The organism is Phenylobacterium aquaticum (assembly GCF_947378715.1).
Taxonomy (GTDB): domain Bacteria; phylum Pseudomonadota; class Alphaproteobacteria; order Caulobacterales; family Caulobacteraceae; genus Phenylobacterium; species Phenylobacterium aquaticum_A.
Genome location: NZ_CANCLE010000093.1, coordinates 1 through 15,500, shown reverse-complemented (window position 1 = coordinate 15,500; position 15,500 = coordinate 1). Strand labels below are relative to the sequence as shown.

The window sequence follows — 15,500 nt, the reverse complement described above, 5'->3', positions numbered from 1 at the left end:
TCCGGCACGTCGGGGCTGTCATTGTCGATGGCGGTGAGCGCGGCTTCGACGGCCGAGCGGGCCAGTTCCAGGTCGGTGAACATCTTGGCCGCGCGGTGCTGCAGGGCCTGGAAGGAGCCGATCACCTGGCCGAACTGCACGCGGACCTTGAGATAGTCGAGCGTGGTTTCGAAGGCCTGGACGGCGGCGCCCAGCATTTCGGCGCAGACGCCGGCGCGGGCCCGGTCGAGGGTCTTTTCCAGGACCGGATAGCCCTTGCCTTCTTCGCCCAGCAGGTCGCCGGCCGCGCCGTTGAACTCGACGTTCGAGACGCCGCGGCTGTCGGCCAGCTTCAGGTTCTGCTTGGTGACGCCGGCGTCGTCGGCCTTCACCAGGAACAGGCTGATGCCGTCCTTGTCGCCGGCCGCGCCCGAGGTGCGGGCCGAGACGATGAACAGGCCGGCGGCCGGGCCTTCGAGCACGAAGGTCTTCTTGCCGGTGATCTTGTAGCCCGCGCCGGCCTTCTCGGCCTTGGCGGCGACCTTGTCAGGGGCGTGGTGCGCGCCTTCGTCCACGGCGAGCGTGGCGACCAGCGAGCCGTCGGCGATCTTGGGCAGCCATTCGCCCTTCTGGGCGTCCGAGCCGCCGAGGATCAGGGCCGACGCAGCGGCCAGGCCCGAGGCCAGCAGCGGCGAGGCCGTCAGCGTGCGGCCCATTTCTTCCAGGATCAGGCCCAGGCTCAGATAGCCGAAGTTCGAGCCGCCGAAGTCTTCCGGAATGATCACCCCGGCCCAGCCCATTTCCGCCTGCTCGTTCCAGGCGTCGGCGTCGTAGCCCAGCGGCGTGCCGCTATCGCGCATCTTGCGGAACGCGGTCACCGGGCTTTTTTCCTGCACCCAGCTCTTCGCGGCGTCGCGGAGCATGCTTTGTTCTTCGTTCAGAACAGCCATTTGTCTCTAGTCCCTATGAAATCTCGATGTGTGTCTTATGCGAAGGCCGTTCGCCCCTCTGGCCGCCGACCGTAATCGGCTGACCCTAGGGGCGCCCAAGGCCCTAGTTGTTCTGCGTCAGGTCCGGCAGGCCCAGGATGCGCTTGGAGATGATGTTGTTCTGCACCTCCTGGCTGCCGCCATAGATGGTCGTGGCCTTGCCGCCCAGCCAGCCGCGCACGGCGCCCAGCTCCTCAGGCGTAAAGGTCTCGCCTTCCCAGCCCAGGCCCTGGTGACCCATGATCTCCAGGGTCAGTTCGGCCTTGTCCTGCATCCAGCGGGTGCCGGCGTTCTTCATGATCGAGGTGGCGGCCGAGGGGCCGGAATTGCCCTTCGATTCCATCATCGCGCGCACGGCGGTCTGCTGGAAGGCGCGGCCGTCGATCTCGTTCATGATGATGCGGGTGCGCAGGTCGGTGTCCGACAGGCGGCCGTCGGCGTCTTCGCCGACATAGTCCTTGGCCAGCTTCGGCAGCGGCTTGGCCGCCATGCCGAACCCGCCGCCGCCGCCGGCGCCCGACAGGCCCGAACGCTCATGCTGCAGCAGGCGCTTGGCGATGGTCCAGCCGCCGTTCAGCGGGCCGACCAGGTTCTTCTTGTCCGCCTTGGCGTCGGTCAGGAAGGTTTCGCAGAAGGGCGAGTTGCCGGCGATCAGCTTGATCGGCCGCACTTCGACGCCCGGCTGATGCATGGTGAAGAGGACGAAGGAAATGCCTTCGTGCTTCTTCGAGGTATCGGTCCGCACGAGGCAGAAGCACCAGTCCGCGTATTGAGCGCCTGACGTCCAGATCTTTTGGCCGTTAATCAGGTAATGGTCGCCCTTGTCCTCAGCCTTGCACTGAAGAGAGGCCAGGTCGGAACCGGCGCCCGGCTCCGAGAAACCTTGGCACCACTGAAGATCGCCACGGCAGATGGGCGGAATATGCTCCATCTTCTGATCTTCGGTGCCGTACTCCAGCAGAGTCGGGCCGAACATCATCACGCCCATGCCGCCGATCGGGTTATAGGCGCCGGCGCGGCCGAATTCCTGCTGGATCACCCGGCCCTCGGCCGCCGACAGGCCGCCGCCACCATAGGCCGCCGGCCAGGTGGGAACGCCCCAACCCTTGGCGCCCACCGCCTTGCGCCAGGCTTCCTGGTCGGCGCTGGGGGTCGCGCGCTCCTCGCGCATCATCGGGTTCGGACGGCCCTTGAGTCCGGCCGGGAAGTTGGCCTCGACCCATCCGCGCACTTCGCCGCGGAAGGCCTCGAGGTCACCGCCTCCAAAGTCAGCCATGAAAAGTCTCCATTGAAAAATCGTCGGTTCAAAAAAGTCCGGTCAAACGCCGGTGAAGTTGGTCCCTAATGGCTCTGGGTCAGATCGGGCAGACCCAGGATGCGCTTCGAGATGATGTTGTTCTGCACCTCGTTGGAACCCCCATAGATCGAACCCGCCTTGCCGGAAAGCCAGCCGCGCACGGCGGCCAGTTCTTCGGGGGTGAAATCGCCACCCTCCCAGCCCAGGCCCTGGGCGCCCATGAACTCGAGCGTCAGTTCCGCCCGGTCCTGGGCGACCTTCATATTGGCGTTCTTCATGATCGAGGTGGCGGCCGAGGGGCCGGAATTGCCCTTGGACTCCTGGGCCGCGCGGGCGACGGTCAGTTGCAGGGCGCGCTGGTCGATCTCGTTGAGGACGACCCGGGTGCGCAGGTCGCTGTCGGCCAGCCGGCCGGCCGCGTCTTCCCCCACATACTTCTTGGCGATCACGCCGAGCGCCGGCTCCTTGGACTTCGACGAGCCCATGCGGCCGCCCATGCCCGAGCGTTCATGCTGCAGCAGGCGCTTGGCCACGCTCCAGCCGCCGTTCAGCGGTCCGATCAGGTTTTCCTTCGGCACCTTCACGTCGGTGAAGAAGGTTTCGCAGAAGGGCGAGTTGCCGGCGATCAGCTTGATCGGGCGAACTTCAACATTCGGCTGGTGCATCGAGAAGACCACGAAGGAAATACCTTCGTGCTTCTTGGTGTTGTCTGTGCGGACTAGGCAGAAGATCATGTCGGCATACTGACCACCGCTTGTCCAGATCTTCGAACCGTTGACCAGGAAGTGGTCGCCCTTGTCCTCGGCCTTGGTCTGCAGGCTGGCGAGGTCGGAGCCGGCGCCCGGCTCGGAGAAGCCCTGGCACCAGCGCACCTTTCCCGTCGCGATGTCGGGGATGTACTTCTGCTTCTGCTCTTCCGTGCCGTATTCCAAGAGCGTCGGGCCGAACATGTTGACGCCCATGCCGACGATCGGATTGACCGCGCCGATGGCGGCCATCTCCTGGGCCAGCACCCGGGTCTCGGCCGGCGACAGGCCGCCGCCGCCCAGGGACTTCGGCCAGGTGGGAACGCCCCAGCCCTTGGCGGCCATGCGCTCTTTCCAGACGGCGTGGTCGCCCTCCGGCTTGGCCGGGCTCATCACCAGGGCTTCGAGGGCGGCCTTGTCGGCGCCCAGGGACGCGGGGAAATTGGCGGCGAGCCAGTCGCGCGCCTCAGCGCGAAACGCCTCGGTATCAGCGCCTCCGAAATCAGCCATAAAAATTCTCCCTAAAATTCATTATGTTATCAGTCATTATAACACGAATTTCGTCCGGAAGGAGTCCCGCTACTTCGGGTCCGGCAGGCCAAGCACGCGCTTGGACACCACGTTGAGATTGATCTCCGACGTGCCGCCCTCGATCGAATTGCCCTTCGAGCGCAGCCAGGTCCGGACGGCGGCCAGTTCGGCGGGCGAATAGCCCTCGCCGGTCCAGCCGACGCCGGCCATGCCCAGGGCCTCGACGATCAGTTCGTTGCGGTCCTGGGCGATCTTGGCGCCGGCGTATTTCATGATCGAGGTGGCGGCCGAGGGGCCATTGCCGGCCCGGGACTCGTCGGCCGCACGGCGCACGGTCAGCTGGAAGGCGCGGGTCTCCATCTGGTGTTCGATGACCCGGCGGCGCAGATCGGAATCCGCCAGCCGGCCGGTCTCGTCCAGGCCCACATAGTCCTTGGCCGCCTGCTCGACGGTCAGCGCGAACACCGGCGCGCCGATCGAACCGCCGCCCAGGCCCGCCGAGATGTTGTCGCGCTCGAACTGCAAGAGCCGCTTGGCCACCGTCCAGCCGCCGTTCAGCGGGCCGAACAGCTGGTCCTTGGGAACCTTCACGTCGGTGAAGAAGGTCTCGCAGAACGGCGAGGTGCCGTTGATCAGCAGGATCGGCCGCACCTCGACGCCCGGGGCGGTCATGTCGATCAGCACGAAGGAAATCCCCTCGTGTTTTTTCGAAGAATCGGTACGGACCAGGCAGAAGCACCAGTCGGCGAGGTTGGCCCCGCTCGTCCAGATCTTCGACCCGTTGATCAGCCAGTGGTCGCCCTTGTCCTCGCACTTGGTCTGCAGGCTGGCGAGGTCGGAGCCGGAGCCCGGCTCGGAATAGCCCTGGCACCAGCGGACCGAACCCGTGACGATCCCGGGCAGGTGCTGGCGCTTCAGGGCCTCGGTCCCGTACTCGATCAAGGTCGGGCCGAACATCATCACGCCCATGCCGCCGATCGGGTTGCGGGCGCCGATCTTGGCCATTTCCTCGGCCAGCACCCGGGCCTCGGCGCGGGACAGCCCGCCGCCGCCATACTCGGCCGGCCAGGTCGCGACGCCCCAGCCCTTGGCGCCCATGCGCTCGCGCCAGAGCCTGGCGTCGGGGCTTTCCTTGCCGCCCCCCATGCCGGCCAGCTGGGCGGCCGGATCATTGGCCAGCTCCGCCGGGAAGTTGGCCTCAAGCCAGTCGCGCGCTTCCTTGCGGAAGGCCTCGGTGTCGGCGCCGCCGAAATCAGCCATGGAAATTCGCCTTCAGTCGAAAATGGGTCGAACAAACAAAGGTCTGTGGACGCCGCCCGCCAAAATTTCGGGCGCCGCCGGTCGGGTCTATTTCGGGTCGGGCAGGCCCAGCACGCGCTTGGCCACCACGTTGATGTTCACTTCCGAGGTGCCGCCCTCGATGGAGTTGCCCTTGGACCGCAGCCAGCCGCGCACGGCGGTGATCTCCAGGCCGCTATAGGCGTCGCCATCCCAGCCCAGGCCCTGGGCGCCCATGGACTCGACCATCAGTTCCGAGCGCTCCTGAGCGAAGGACGCGGCCGCGTACTTTATGATCGAGGTCGCCGCGCTCGGACCATTGGAGGCCTTGGCCTCGGCGGCGGTGCGCTGGATGGTCATGAACAGCGTGCGGAAGTCCATGTTGTTCTTGGTGATCCGGGTGCGCAGGTCGGCGTCGGCCAGGGCCCCGCTTTCGTCCACGCCCAGATAGGTCTTGGCGATCGAACCCAGATCGCCGGCCGCGCCGCCGGCTCCGCCGCCGCCGCCGAAGCCGCCTGAGATGTTTTGGCGCTCATACTGCAGGAGCCGCTTGGCGATTTCCCAGCCGCCATTGACCTTGCCGATCAGATTGGCCTTAGGAACCTTCACGTCGGTGAAGAAGGTCTCGCAGAACGGGCTCTCGCCGGAGATCAGCTGGATCGGGCGGGTCTCGACGCCCGGCGTGGTCATGTCGATCAGCACGAAGGAAATGCCCTCGTGCTTCTTGGAGGTGTCGGTCCGGACCAGGCAGAAGCACCAGTCCGCCTTGTTGGCGTAAGATGTCCAGATTTTTTGGCCGTTAATCAGCCAGTGGTCGCCCTTGTCCTCGCACTTGGTTTGCAGGGAGGCGAGGTCGGACCCGGCGCCCGGTTCCGAATAACCTTGGCACCACCGAAAATCGCCATTGATGATCTTGGGCAGGTGTTCTTTTTTCTGGTCCTCGTTGCCGTATTCCAGCAGCACGGGACCCAGCATCCAGATGCCGAATGAGGCCAGGGGCTGGCGGTACTTGCCGGCCGAGAGCTCCTGCTCGAAGGCCCGGGCCTGGGCCGGGGTCAGGCCGGCGCCGCCATACTCCGTGGGCCAGGTGGGCGCGGTGTAGCCCTTGGCCGCCGCGGCGCGCATCCAGACCGTCTGGGGATCGTCGGAGCCCGCGAAGGCGCGGCCGCCCCAGATGGCTTCCGAATCGGTCTTGGCCTTGGGGTCGCGTAGTTCCGCAGGATAGTTGGCTTCAAGCCAGCCGCGCACTTCACCCCGGAATGCGTCGAGGTCGCCGCCGCCGAAGTCGGCCATGGAATTCTCCCGTCAGAAACATAGGCTTTTCGCGCGCCACATTAGCGTCGGGCGCCTCAAGAGCAAGGGAAACGAACGCTTGTTTGACCTACGCGGCGGCGGTGGCCGTGGATGCGATCGCCCTGTATGAGGGGACATCTTTCACGGCGCATGGACGGTAGATGAGATTCTGGTGGGAACTGAAGCCGGCCCTGTTCGCCGCAGCTCCCTTCGTGGGCGCCGCCCTGACCCTGGGCGCGGGCGTCATGCTGCTGATCTCTGGCGCGACCCCTTCGGTGCCGGACCATTTCATGGTGGTCTGGGACCACACCCCGGCCTTCCTGATCGAGACCAGCCACTTCCTGTCGAGTGTCATGGGCCTGACCCTGGTGATGCTGGCCTTCGGTCTGAGGGCGCGCCTCGGCGGCGCCTGGGCCGCGACCATGGCCGCCCTGCTGATCGCCGCCCCGCTCGCCCTGCTGAAGGGTTTCGTCTGGGAGGAATCCACGGCGCTGCTGGTCCTGGCCCTGCTGCTGTCGCCGTTCCGCGCCGCCTTCCCGCGCGAATCGACCCTGACCCGGATGGAGATCACCCCCGGCTGGCTGTTCTCGGCCTTCGCGGTGCTGCTGGGCGCGGGGCTGGTCGGGCTGTGGTCGTTCCAGCATGCCGACTATGGCGACCAGCCGTTCTGGAAGACCATGGTCGACGCCGACGCCGCGCGCTCCATGCGCGCCTGGGGCGGCTCGGCCATCGCCCTGTTCGCCTTTGGGCTTTGGCGGCTGTTGGCTACGGCGGCGACGCCGAAGATCATCGGCGAGGCCGACCCCGATTTCCACAAGGTGCGCGCCATACTGGCCAGCGCCGAGGCCGCCGAGCCGGGCTCCAACCTGGCGCTGCTGGGCGACAAGCGGTTCCTGTTCTCGGCCTCTGGCGACAGCTTCCTGATGTTCGGGGTGCGCGGCCGGTCCTGGATCGCGCTGGGCGCTCCGGTCGGCCAGCGTAGCGAACGACTGGAACTGCTCTGGCGGTTCCGTGAGCTCGCCGACGCCCATGCGGCGCGCTGCGGCATCTACGGCATCGGCGCCGATGACCTGCCCGATATCGTCGAACTCGGCTTCTCCATCCAGAAGGTGGGCGAGTCTGCGGCCGTGCCGCTGGACAGCTTCCAGATCGAGGGCCGCAAGCGCGGCAACCTGCGTCGCGCCTGGCGCAAGGCAGGGGAGGAGGGGGCGACCTTCGAGATCGTCCTGCCGCCCCGGGTGGGCGAGATCCTGCCGGACCTGGCGGCCATCTCCGAGGCCTGGCTCGCCAATCATGCCGGCGGCGAGAAGGGCTTCTCCATGGGCGGGTTCCATCCGGGCTATGTGCCGGAGTTCCCGGTGGCCGTGGTGCGCTTCGAAGGTCGGATCGTGGCTTTCGCCACCCTGTGGACCACCGCGGCGCGCACCTCCTTCTCCATGGACCTGATGCGCTACGGCGACGACGCGCCCAAGAACATCATGGACTATCTGTTCGTCGAGCTGATCGCCTGGGGTCGGGCTCAGGGCTATCAGGCCTTCGAGTTCGGCATGGCCCCGCTGGCCGGGCTTGAGGACCGGCCGCTCGCGCCGATCCTGTCGCGGGTCGGCCATATGTTCTTCGAGCGCGGCGAGGACCTGTACAATTTCCAGGGCGTACGCCGGTACAAGGACAAGTACGACCCGCTCTGGCAGCCGCGCTATATCGCCGCCCCACGCAAATGGACCATCCCCCTGTTGCTGGCCGATGTCGGGCTGTTGTCCTCCGGCGGGGTCGCGGGCCTGGCCAAGCGCCCGAAGAAGACCGAGGAGCCCGCGCCGCTGCGCGAAGCCGCCTGACCAGGGCTCAGGGACGTCCGGTCGTGACGCCCAGCAGGTTCACCAGATGGACCAGGAAGATCATCCCGCCGGTCGCGGCGGTGACCATGATCAGGCGCCACGGCATGAGCCGTGGCCCGCGACGCGGATCCCAGGGCCGGGCGCCGCGCCAGCCGCTGAACAGGGCGATGGCGGTCAGGACGGCGATGACCGCCAGAGTGGTGGAAAGGCTCATCTGCGACGCCCTACCGCAGGCCCGCCCCCGCGGCAAAGGTGAACGTCGCGTTAACCCTTCACCAACCGTTAACCACGCTGGGGCTTGGCTTCTCTCAGCAGCCCCCGTCATCCACAGGCAATCGCGTGAGACGCTATATCTAGCGTTAACGTCGCGTTTACACCCCAGGGATCGGTGGCTAGCGTCAAAATCTAGTGCTGGGAGAACGATTCGGTATGACGTCTGGGGCGCCATGGAGCGTCAAGGGGATAGACCCTAAGGCGCGGGAGGTCGCAAAGGACCTTGCCCGGCGCGAGGGACTGACTCTCGGCGAATGGCTGAACCGGATGATCCTCGAGGAAGAGGGCCCGGAGGACATAGCGTCCGAGAGCTACTTCACCGACACCAAGTTCGCCCCCGACACCCGGTTCATCGAGGAGCCCGACGAGATCGAGGCTCCGGCTCCGCCGCCGCCCCAGTTCCAACAGCAGGCGCCGCCGCAGGTCGAGCGGCCGGTCCGCACCTATTACGAGACCCCCCGGCGGTCCGAGCCCGAAGCCGCCCCCCAGCGGCCGGCGCCCTCGCGCTTTGAGGCGCCGGAGCATCCCGCCGATGAACTGGGCCGCGTCGCCCTGGCGCTGGATCGGCTGACCGAGCGGATCGAGACCTCAGAGGGCCGCACCGGCCTGGCCGTCACGGGCGTCGAGCATTCGGTGCGCGACGCGATCGCCCGTATCGAGGCCGCCGAGCGCGAGAGCGTCGCGGTCGCCGCCCGCTTCGAGGGCGCGGTCGAGGAGGCCCGCACCGAGCAGGCGCGGACGGCTGAACGCCTGCGCCGCGTCGAACAGGAGGCCCAGGGCCCCCGATCGGCCGAGGCCCTGCGCGCCCTGGAACAGGCGCTCGGCAAGGTCGCCAACCATCTCTATGAGGGCGAGGCGCGCACTCGCGAGACCCTGACCGCCCTGCGCGCGCGGGTCGAGCAGACCGAGCCCAATGGCGCGGCTTCCGTCGACGTCATCGAGCAGGTCGTCAACCGCGTGGGCGCGCGCCTGGACGAGGTCGAGGCCCGCACGACCGAGGCCATGGACAGCCTGAGGGCGGCCTTCACCGGGCTCGACAGCCGGGTGAAGTCGGTCGAGGGCGGCGGTTCGCCGGCCATTGACCAACGCCTGGAGCAACTGGCCGCCAATCTGTCGAACCGGGTCGAGGCGACGCGGAGCGAGGTCGCCCAGAAGCTGCAGGTCGCGGCCGACGGACGTTTCGACCGGATGGAGCGCAAGCTCTCCGAAATGGCCGAGCATGTGCGGCGGGCGGAACAGCGCTCCGCCCAGGCGATCGAGCGGATGGGCCGGGAGGTCCTGACCATGGCCGAGACCCTCAACCGTCGAGTCCAGAGCACCGAGAACCGCAGCGCCGACGCCATCGAGCAGGTGGGCGGCGAGGTGGCTCGCATCGCCCAGGCGATGGAATCGCGACTGGGCAAGACCGAGAACGTTCACGCCGAGGCCCTGGAGAAGCTGGGCGCCGAGATCGGCCGCATCACCGACCGCCTCACCGAACGGATCGCCAGCTCCGAGCGCCGCTCGGCCCAGGCCATCGACGACGTTGGCGAACAGGTGGCCCGCGTCACGGAGAAGATGAACCAGCGGAGCGAGCGCGCCTCCGACGATCTGGTGGAGCGGATCCGCCAGAGCGAGGAGCGCACCGCCCGCCTGCTGGAGGAAGCCCGCGAGAAGATCGATGCGCGCCTGGCCGAGACCGGCCGGCGCATGCAGGAATCCATCGCGGCCGGCCCGGTGGCGGTCGCCGCTCCGGCGCCGCCCAAGCGCGAGGCGCCGTCGCCCTTCGGCGAAGACCCCTTCCCCAGCTTCGGGACGGGTGAGGTCGAGGGCGATCCCTTGGCCCGTCAGGCGTTCTCCGCGCCGTTGACCCCGCCCGAGACCGGCCAGGCCTATGCCGCGCCGTTCCCCAACGAACCCCAGCGCCCGGCCTTTGACGCCCAGGACTTCGAAGCCGCCGACGGCTTCGCGGATCTGTCGCCCAGCGCCTCCGACGATTTCGGCGCCGATGACTTCACCGACGATCCCGCGATCGACGAGGCGCCCGCCGACTTCATGGCCGTGGGCGACCCGCCGCAGGTTCGCGACCCGTCCCGTCCGCTCTCCACCCGCGAGGTCATCGAGCAGGCCCGCGCGGCGGCCCGCGCCGCCAGCCAGTCCGACGCCAAGGCGCGCAAGGCCAAGGACCGACCGGCCAAGCCGGAAAAGCTCGCCAAGCCGGCGGGTGGGGCCTCGCTGTTCGCGGGCTTCGGCGCCCAGCGTCCGAAGCGCTCGGCAGGGTCGTCCCTGCAGACCGCCCTGCTGGTGGTCGGCGGCGCCGCGGCGCTCAGCGTTGGCGCAGCGGGCTTCGTGCTGATGGAAGGCAAGCCCGGCGGCGCTCCGCCGCAGCGGGTGGCCGATGCGATCAGCGCCATGTCGGGCGGTAAGGCCAAGGAGATCATGGCCTCCGAGGCAGACACCACCCCGTTCGGGCCCAGCCCGCGGGTGTCGGTGGCCCTGGCGCCCCAGGCGATCACCCCGGTGGCGCCGGTCTCGGCTGACACCCCGGATCTGTCCGGCCGCTTCGAAGCCGCGACCACGGCGGTCGAGCAGGCCAAGCCGGGCGGTGTCGACGACCTCAAGAAGGTGGCCGCCAGCGGCTACGCCCCTGCCCAGTTCTATCTCGCCAAGCTCTATGAGAATGGCGAGGGCGGGGTGAAAAAGGATCTGATCGAAGCCCGTCGCTGGACCGAGCGCGCCGCCGAGGGCGGTGACCGCAAGGCCATGCACAATCTCGGCATCGCCTATTTCTCCGGCGCGGGCGGGGCCAAGAACTCCACCACGGCCGCCCAGTGGTTCCGCCGCGCGGCCGACCTGGGCCTGGTCGACAGCCAGTACAATCTGGCGGCGCTCTATGAGCAGGGACTGGGGGTCAGCCAGAACCCGGCCGAGGCCTATAAGTGGTACCTGATCGCCGCCCGCACCGGCGACGGCGATGCGCGCAAGCGCGCCGACCAGCTGAAGACCACCCTGTCGCCCGACGCCCGGACCGTGGCCGAGCGCGCGGCCTCCGCCTTCCGTCCGGCCCAGCAGAACCCCTCGGCGACGCCGCCCGCCACCGCCAGCCTGGGCGCGGCCCCGCCGGTGGTCGCCACCGCCCAGAAGGCGCTGTCGCGGCTGGGCTACTACCAGGGCCCGACGGATGGCTCGCCCTCGCCGGCGCTCAAGCTGGCCGTCGCCGCCTATCAGCGCGACCAGGGCGTGGCCGCCACGGGCGTGCTGGACCCGGGCACGGTCTCGCGTCTGGCGATCTTCACGCGCTGATCCGCCGAAAGCGGGGCTTTACCTTCGCGCGTCTCGTAGGCCATGGTTGAGCCTGCGAGGCCCAGGCTGCTTTCGGGAGACCTACGTGGACGCAGAGTCCGACGCGCCTCGCGCCATCTGGGTCATCGCCCTTCTGGGGCTTAGCGGCTTTCCGATCTCGGCGGCGGTCTATGCCTACGGTTCCGGCGTCATGGCCGGCCATGGGCTCAATGTGCTGATCACCTGGTCGGGCGTGATGCTGGGCTTCCTGGGCGGTATCCGCTGGGGGCTGGAAAGCGGCCGGACCGATCCGCGCTGGACCCGGCTGGCGGTTTCCACCCTGTCGCCGATCAGCGCCTGGGGCCTGGTCGCCCTGCGCGGCGACATCGACGACGCCTGGATCCTCACCGGCTTCATCGCCGCCTTCATCCTGCAATGGCTGTTCGACCAGCAGGCGCCGGACACGCCCTCGCGCTTCCCCCGCCTGATGACGGTCCTGACCCTGGGGGCCTGCGTGTCCCTGGCCCTGGCCCTGGAAAAAGCCCTGCGGATGTAGGGATCAGTCGCCGGTCAGCGAACGCCAGCCGACCGCGTGGACGCGATGGGGGCCCAGGGCTCCGGCCAGGGGCGGGCGGATGAACATCCCGGCGAAGGCCGCGTCGCGGACATTCAGTCCTCCGGCATAGGCGCCGAAGGCCGGCAGGATCACCCGCTCCCCGTCGCTGATGAAACACCGCCGGCGCACCGTGCCCCGGGTGGCCGTCACCCGCGCGGCAGGATGCAGGTGGCCGGCCACCTCGCTGAATTGCGGTCCGGCCTGGGGTTCGTGGCGCAGGGTCAGGCCCGCCAGGACCAGTTCGTCGGCGATCTCGCCGGGCAGGGCGCGGGGGCCGTCGGCGTCGTGATTGCCGACGACCCAGATCAGGGTTCGCCCCTGGGCCAGGGCCCGCAGCCGCGCCGCGTCGTCGGCGGCCAACCGCTCCTCGGATCGGCCGTCGTGGAACGTGTCGCCCAACAGCACTATGGCGTCGGGGCGGAGCGCCTCGGCCTCGGCCGCCAGCCGACCCAGGGTCTCGCGGGTGTCATAGGGGGGCAGCATCTGGCCCCGCGCCGCATAGGCGCTGCCCTTTTCCAGGTGCAGATCGGCGACGATCAGCACTCGTGACGCCTCCAGCCACAGGGCGCCAGACGCCCGCATCAAGACCTGGACCCCGGCGACCGTGGTGCGAAGGCCGCCACAGGCGCTGACGGCGAAGTCATAGGCGGGGCGGGGCAGGGCGCTCATTGGGTGGCCTCGGCGATCAGGTCGTCCTCGGCCTCGGACAGGATCATCTCTCCGGCCCCGCCGGGGGAGCGCTCCTTGCCGATCTCCAGCAGGATCGGCACCGAGAACGGCGAAAGGTGGTCAAGCGCGGCGTGACGGATGCGGCCCTTGATCCGGTTCAACAACTGGCCCAGCCGCGCCACGTCAATCAGGCCGGTGGCGGCGTCCTGGCGCGCGCAGCGCAGCAGCAGGTGGTCGGGTTGGTGGCGGCGCAACACGTCGTAGATCAGATCCGTGGAGAAGGTCACCTGGCGACCGGACTTCTGATGCTCGCCGGGGAATCGGCGCTCGATCAAGCCCCCGATGATGGCGCATCCTTTGAAGGCGCGCTTCATCATGAAGCTCTCGGCCAGCCAGGCCTCCAGATCGTCGCCCAGCATGTCCTGGTCGAACAGTTCGTCATAGTCGAGCCCGTCCAGGGGCTTCAGCGCCCAGACCGCGACCGCGTAGTCGTTGCAGACGAAGCCCAGGGGCGCGGCGCCCATCCGCTCCAGCCGGCGCGTCAACAGCATGGCGAGCGTGGTGTGCGCCAGCCGGCCCTCGAAGGGGTAGCAGACCAGGAAATGGCGACGCCCGCGCGGGAAGGTCTCGAGCAGCAGTTCGTCCTCGCCGACGATCAGCGAGCGGTCCTTCTGCATTTCCAGCCATTCGCGCACATCGGCGGGCAGCACCTGCCAATGGGCCTCGTCGAACATCAGCTCGCGCACCCGCTTGGCCAGGAAGGTCGAGAGCGCGAACTTCGAGCCGCCCCAAGAGGGCATCTTCGGATCCTTGTCGGCGGCGGGACTGACCAGGACGTCCAGACCCGTCACCGCCACCAGCTTCCAGACCTGGCCGGCGAAGACGAAGGTGTCGCCGGGGTCGAGCATTTCCAGATAGCCCTCCTCGACCTCGCCGATCTTGCGGCCGCCGCGCAGGGACTTGCCCATGGCGATCCGCACCGACAGCACGGCCGGCGACAGGATCGCTCCGACATTCAGCCGGTGGCGCTGGGCCGTGGCGGCGTCGCGCACCCGCCACAGCCCGTCCTGGCCCTTCACGATCCGACGGAACCGGTCATAGGTCTTGAGCGCGTAGCCGCCGGTCGAGACGAAATCGACGACCTGCTCGAAGTCCTCGTAAGCAAGGTCGCAATAGGGGCCGGCGGCGGTGACCTCGTCATAGAGCCTGAGCAGGTCGAAGGGCTCGGAACAGGCCAGGCCCATGATGTGCTGGGCCAGCACGTCCAGCGCCCCATCGCGGGCCGCGTCGCCGTCGAAGCGGTTCTCGGCTATGGCCTCGCGCGCCGCCTGGCACTCCAGCATCTCGAAACGGTTGGCCGGCACGAACAGGGCTCGGCTGGGCTCGTCCAGACGGTGATTGGCCCGGCCGATCCGCTGCACCATGCGGCTGGCGCCCTTGGGCGAGGCCAGCTGGATGACCAGGTCGACATCGCCCCAGTCGATGCCGAGGTCGAGGGTCGAGGTGCAGACGACGGCCCTCAACTCGCCCCGCGCCATGGCCGCCTCGACCTTGCGTCGCTGCTCGGCGGCGAGCGAGCCATGATGCAGGGCGATCGGCAGGTTGTCCTCGTTCAGCCGCCACAGCTCCTGGAAGGCGAACTCGGCCTGGAAGCGGGTGTTGACGAAGACCAGGGCGGTCTTGGCCCCGCGAATGACGTCATAGACCTCGGCCATGGCGTGCTGGGCGGTGTGACCGGCCCAGGGCACCCGGCCCTCGGACAGCAGCATGTCGACGATCGGCTGCGCCCCGGCGGGGCCGCGCACCAGGTCGACGGCCCTCTCTTCCCCGGCTTCGGGCGGCGTGAACCCCAGCCATCGCTGGATCACGGCCGGATCATCCACCGTCGCCGACAAGCCCACGCGGCGCATGTTCGGGGCGAAGATCTGCAGCCTGGCCAGAGCCAGGGCCAGCAGGTCGCCGCGCTTGGACGCATGGATGGCGTGGATCTCGTCGACGATCACGCAGGCCAGGTTCTCGAAATAGAGCCTCGCCCCCTCCCAGGCGCAGAACAGGGCGAGCTGCTCGGGCGTGGTCAAGAGGATGTCTGGCGGCCTCACCCGCTGGCGTTGCTTGCGGGATATGCCGGTGTCGCCGGTGCGGCTCTCGGCCACGATGGGCAGGCCCATCTGGAGGATCGGCGCCATCAGGTTACGCTCGACATCGACCGCCAGGGCCTTGAGCGGCGAGATATAGAGGGTGTGGATTCCGCGCGGCGTGTTGGAGGGCGGGCGTTCTGCGAGCTCGATCAGGCTGGGCAGGAAGCCGGCGAGCGTCTTGCCGCCGCCGGTCGGTGCGATCAGCAGGGCGTCGCGCCCGGCCCGCGCCTTGGCGATCATCTCCAGCTGATGGGCGCGCGCGCTCCAGCCCCGGCCCGCGAACCAGGCAGCGAAGCGATCGGGAAGGAGATGGGGGCCGGCCCCCGCGTCTTCGGCCATCGTCTCGCCTATAGCATGTTCCCGTTCCGTTTCACGCCGAAACCGGCTAGTCGGATCAGGTGAACGCGCTAGCCCCGAGTCTCGACCTCGCCCCGGCCCTGGTGGTGCTGCCGGGCCCGCGCGCCGCGGCGGCCGACGCCGTGAAGGCGGCGGCGATCCGCGCGCCCGACGCCCGCGATCTGTTCGAGCACGGCCCCGTGCTGGTGGCCCACGCGGCCATGACCGCCAAGCGCCTGGGGCTCAACATGCCGCCCCG

12 protein-coding genes are annotated in these 15,500 nt (G+C 68.5%); 4 read left to right on the top strand and 8 right to left on the bottom strand.

Annotated elements, in window-relative coordinates; all coding sequences use genetic code 11:
- The 5 genes from Q7P21_RS12925 to Q7P21_RS12905 all read right to left on the bottom strand — a co-directional run.
- Nucleotides 1-902, bottom strand: a 902-nt coding sequence (locus tag Q7P21_RS12925) for an acyl-CoA dehydrogenase family protein (protein WP_304177388.1), incomplete at its 3' end; no start/stop codon positions are given.
- 130 nt (nt 903-1,032) lie between these two features.
- Nucleotides 1,033-2,244 (bottom strand): acyl-CoA dehydrogenase family protein, encoded by a 1,212-nt coding sequence (locus tag Q7P21_RS12920; protein WP_304165365.1) that lies wholly within the window; start codon nt 2,242-2,244, stop codon nt 1,033-1,035.
- 65 nt (nt 2,245-2,309) lie between these two features.
- Nucleotides 2,310-3,521 (bottom strand): acyl-CoA dehydrogenase family protein, encoded by a 1,212-nt coding sequence (locus Q7P21_RS12915; RefSeq protein ID WP_304177387.1) that lies wholly within the window; start codon nt 3,519-3,521, stop codon nt 2,310-2,312.
- Between the two features lie 69 nt (nt 3,522-3,590).
- Nucleotides 3,591-4,802 (bottom strand): acyl-CoA dehydrogenase family protein, encoded by a 1,212-nt coding sequence (locus Q7P21_RS12910; protein ID WP_304165369.1) that lies wholly within the window; start codon nt 4,800-4,802, stop codon nt 3,591-3,593.
- A gap of 87 nt (nt 4,803-4,889) precedes the next feature.
- Entirely contained in the window at nt 4,890-6,113 is a 1,224-nt protein-coding gene (locus tag Q7P21_RS12905) for an acyl-CoA dehydrogenase family protein (protein ID WP_304165371.1), read from the bottom strand.
- 161 nt (nt 6,114-6,274) lie between these two features.
- Here Q7P21_RS12905 and Q7P21_RS12900 point away from each other — a divergent pair, with 161 nt between their 5' ends.
- Nucleotides 6,275-7,948, top strand: coding sequence for a bifunctional lysylphosphatidylglycerol flippase/synthetase MprF (locus tag Q7P21_RS12900; protein WP_304165373.1), 1,674 nt, complete (start codon nt 6,275-6,277; stop codon nt 7,946-7,948).
- A 7-nt stretch (nt 7,949-7,955) separates the two neighbouring features.
- On the opposite strand, the gene Q7P21_RS12895 is transcribed toward Q7P21_RS12900, so the two are convergent.
- Entirely contained in the window at nt 7,956-8,162 is a 207-nt protein-coding gene (locus Q7P21_RS12895; protein ID WP_304165376.1) for a hypothetical protein, read from the bottom strand.
- A 326-nt stretch (nt 8,163-8,488) separates the two neighbouring features.
- Here Q7P21_RS12895 and Q7P21_RS12890 point away from each other — a divergent pair, with 326 nt between their 5' ends.
- A complete protein-coding gene (locus Q7P21_RS12890; protein ID WP_304177386.1) occupies nt 8,489-11,503 on the top strand; it encodes a peptidoglycan-binding protein in 3,015 nt (1,004 codons plus the stop codon).
- A gap of 85 nt (nt 11,504-11,588) precedes the next feature.
- Nucleotides 11,589-12,038, top strand: coding sequence for a DUF3429 domain-containing protein (locus Q7P21_RS12885; protein ID WP_304165379.1), 450 nt, complete (start codon nt 11,589-11,591; stop codon nt 12,036-12,038).
- A 3-nt stretch (nt 12,039-12,041) separates the two neighbouring features.
- Here the strand turns inward: Q7P21_RS12885 and pdeM are convergent, their stop codons facing one another.
- Nucleotides 12,042-12,767: a ligase-associated DNA damage response endonuclease PdeM gene (gene pdeM, locus Q7P21_RS12880; protein ID WP_304165381.1), complete on the bottom strand. Its 726-nt coding sequence runs from the start codon at nt 12,765-12,767 to the stop codon at nt 12,042-12,044.
- Nucleotides 12,764-15,244, bottom strand: a complete 2,481-nt coding sequence (locus tag Q7P21_RS12875; protein ID WP_304177384.1) for a ligase-associated DNA damage response DEXH box helicase — start codon at nt 15,242-15,244, stop codon at nt 12,764-12,766. The genes pdeM and Q7P21_RS12875 overlap by 4 nt, the downstream gene beginning before the upstream one ends.
- Before the next feature lie 59 nt (nt 15,245-15,303).
- Here Q7P21_RS12875 and Q7P21_RS12870 point away from each other — a divergent pair.
- On the top strand, nt 15,304-15,500 hold a 197-nt coding region (locus tag Q7P21_RS12870), incomplete at its 3' end, for a hypothetical protein (RefSeq protein ID WP_304177383.1).

Bases quoted from the DNA above. Each gene is read 5' to 3' on its own strand.
- Q7P21_RS12920 (WP_304165365.1), bottom strand. From the start codon at position 2,244: ATGGCTGACTTTGGAGGCGGTGACCTCGAGGCCTTCCGCGGCGAAGTG.
- Q7P21_RS12900 (WP_304165373.1), top strand. From the start codon at position 6,275: ATGAGATTCTGGTGGGAACTGAAGCCGGCCCTGTTCGCCGCAGCTCCC.
- Q7P21_RS12890 (WP_304177386.1), top strand. From the start codon at position 8,489: ATGATCCTCGAGGAAGAGGGCCCGGAGGACATAGCGTCCGAGAGCTAC.
- Q7P21_RS12905 (WP_304165371.1), bottom strand. From the start codon at position 6,113: ATGGCCGACTTCGGCGGCGGCGACCTCGACGCATTCCGGGGTGAAGTG.
- Q7P21_RS12895 (WP_304165376.1), bottom strand. From the start codon at position 8,162: ATGAGCCTTTCCACCACTCTGGCGGTCATCGCCGTCCTGACCGCCATC.
- Q7P21_RS12910 (WP_304165369.1), bottom strand. From the start codon at position 4,802: ATGGCTGATTTCGGCGGCGCCGACACCGAGGCCTTCCGCAAGGAAGCG.
- Q7P21_RS12915 (WP_304177387.1), bottom strand. From the start codon at position 3,521: ATGGCTGATTTCGGAGGCGCTGATACCGAGGCGTTTCGCGCTGAGGCG.
- Q7P21_RS12875 (WP_304177384.1), bottom strand. From the start codon at position 15,244: ATGGCCGAAGACGCGGGGGCCGGCCCCCATCTCCTTCCCGATCGCTTC.
- pdeM (WP_304165381.1), bottom strand. From the start codon at position 12,767: ATGAGCGCCCTGCCCCGCCCCGCCTATGACTTCGCCGTCAGCGCCTGT.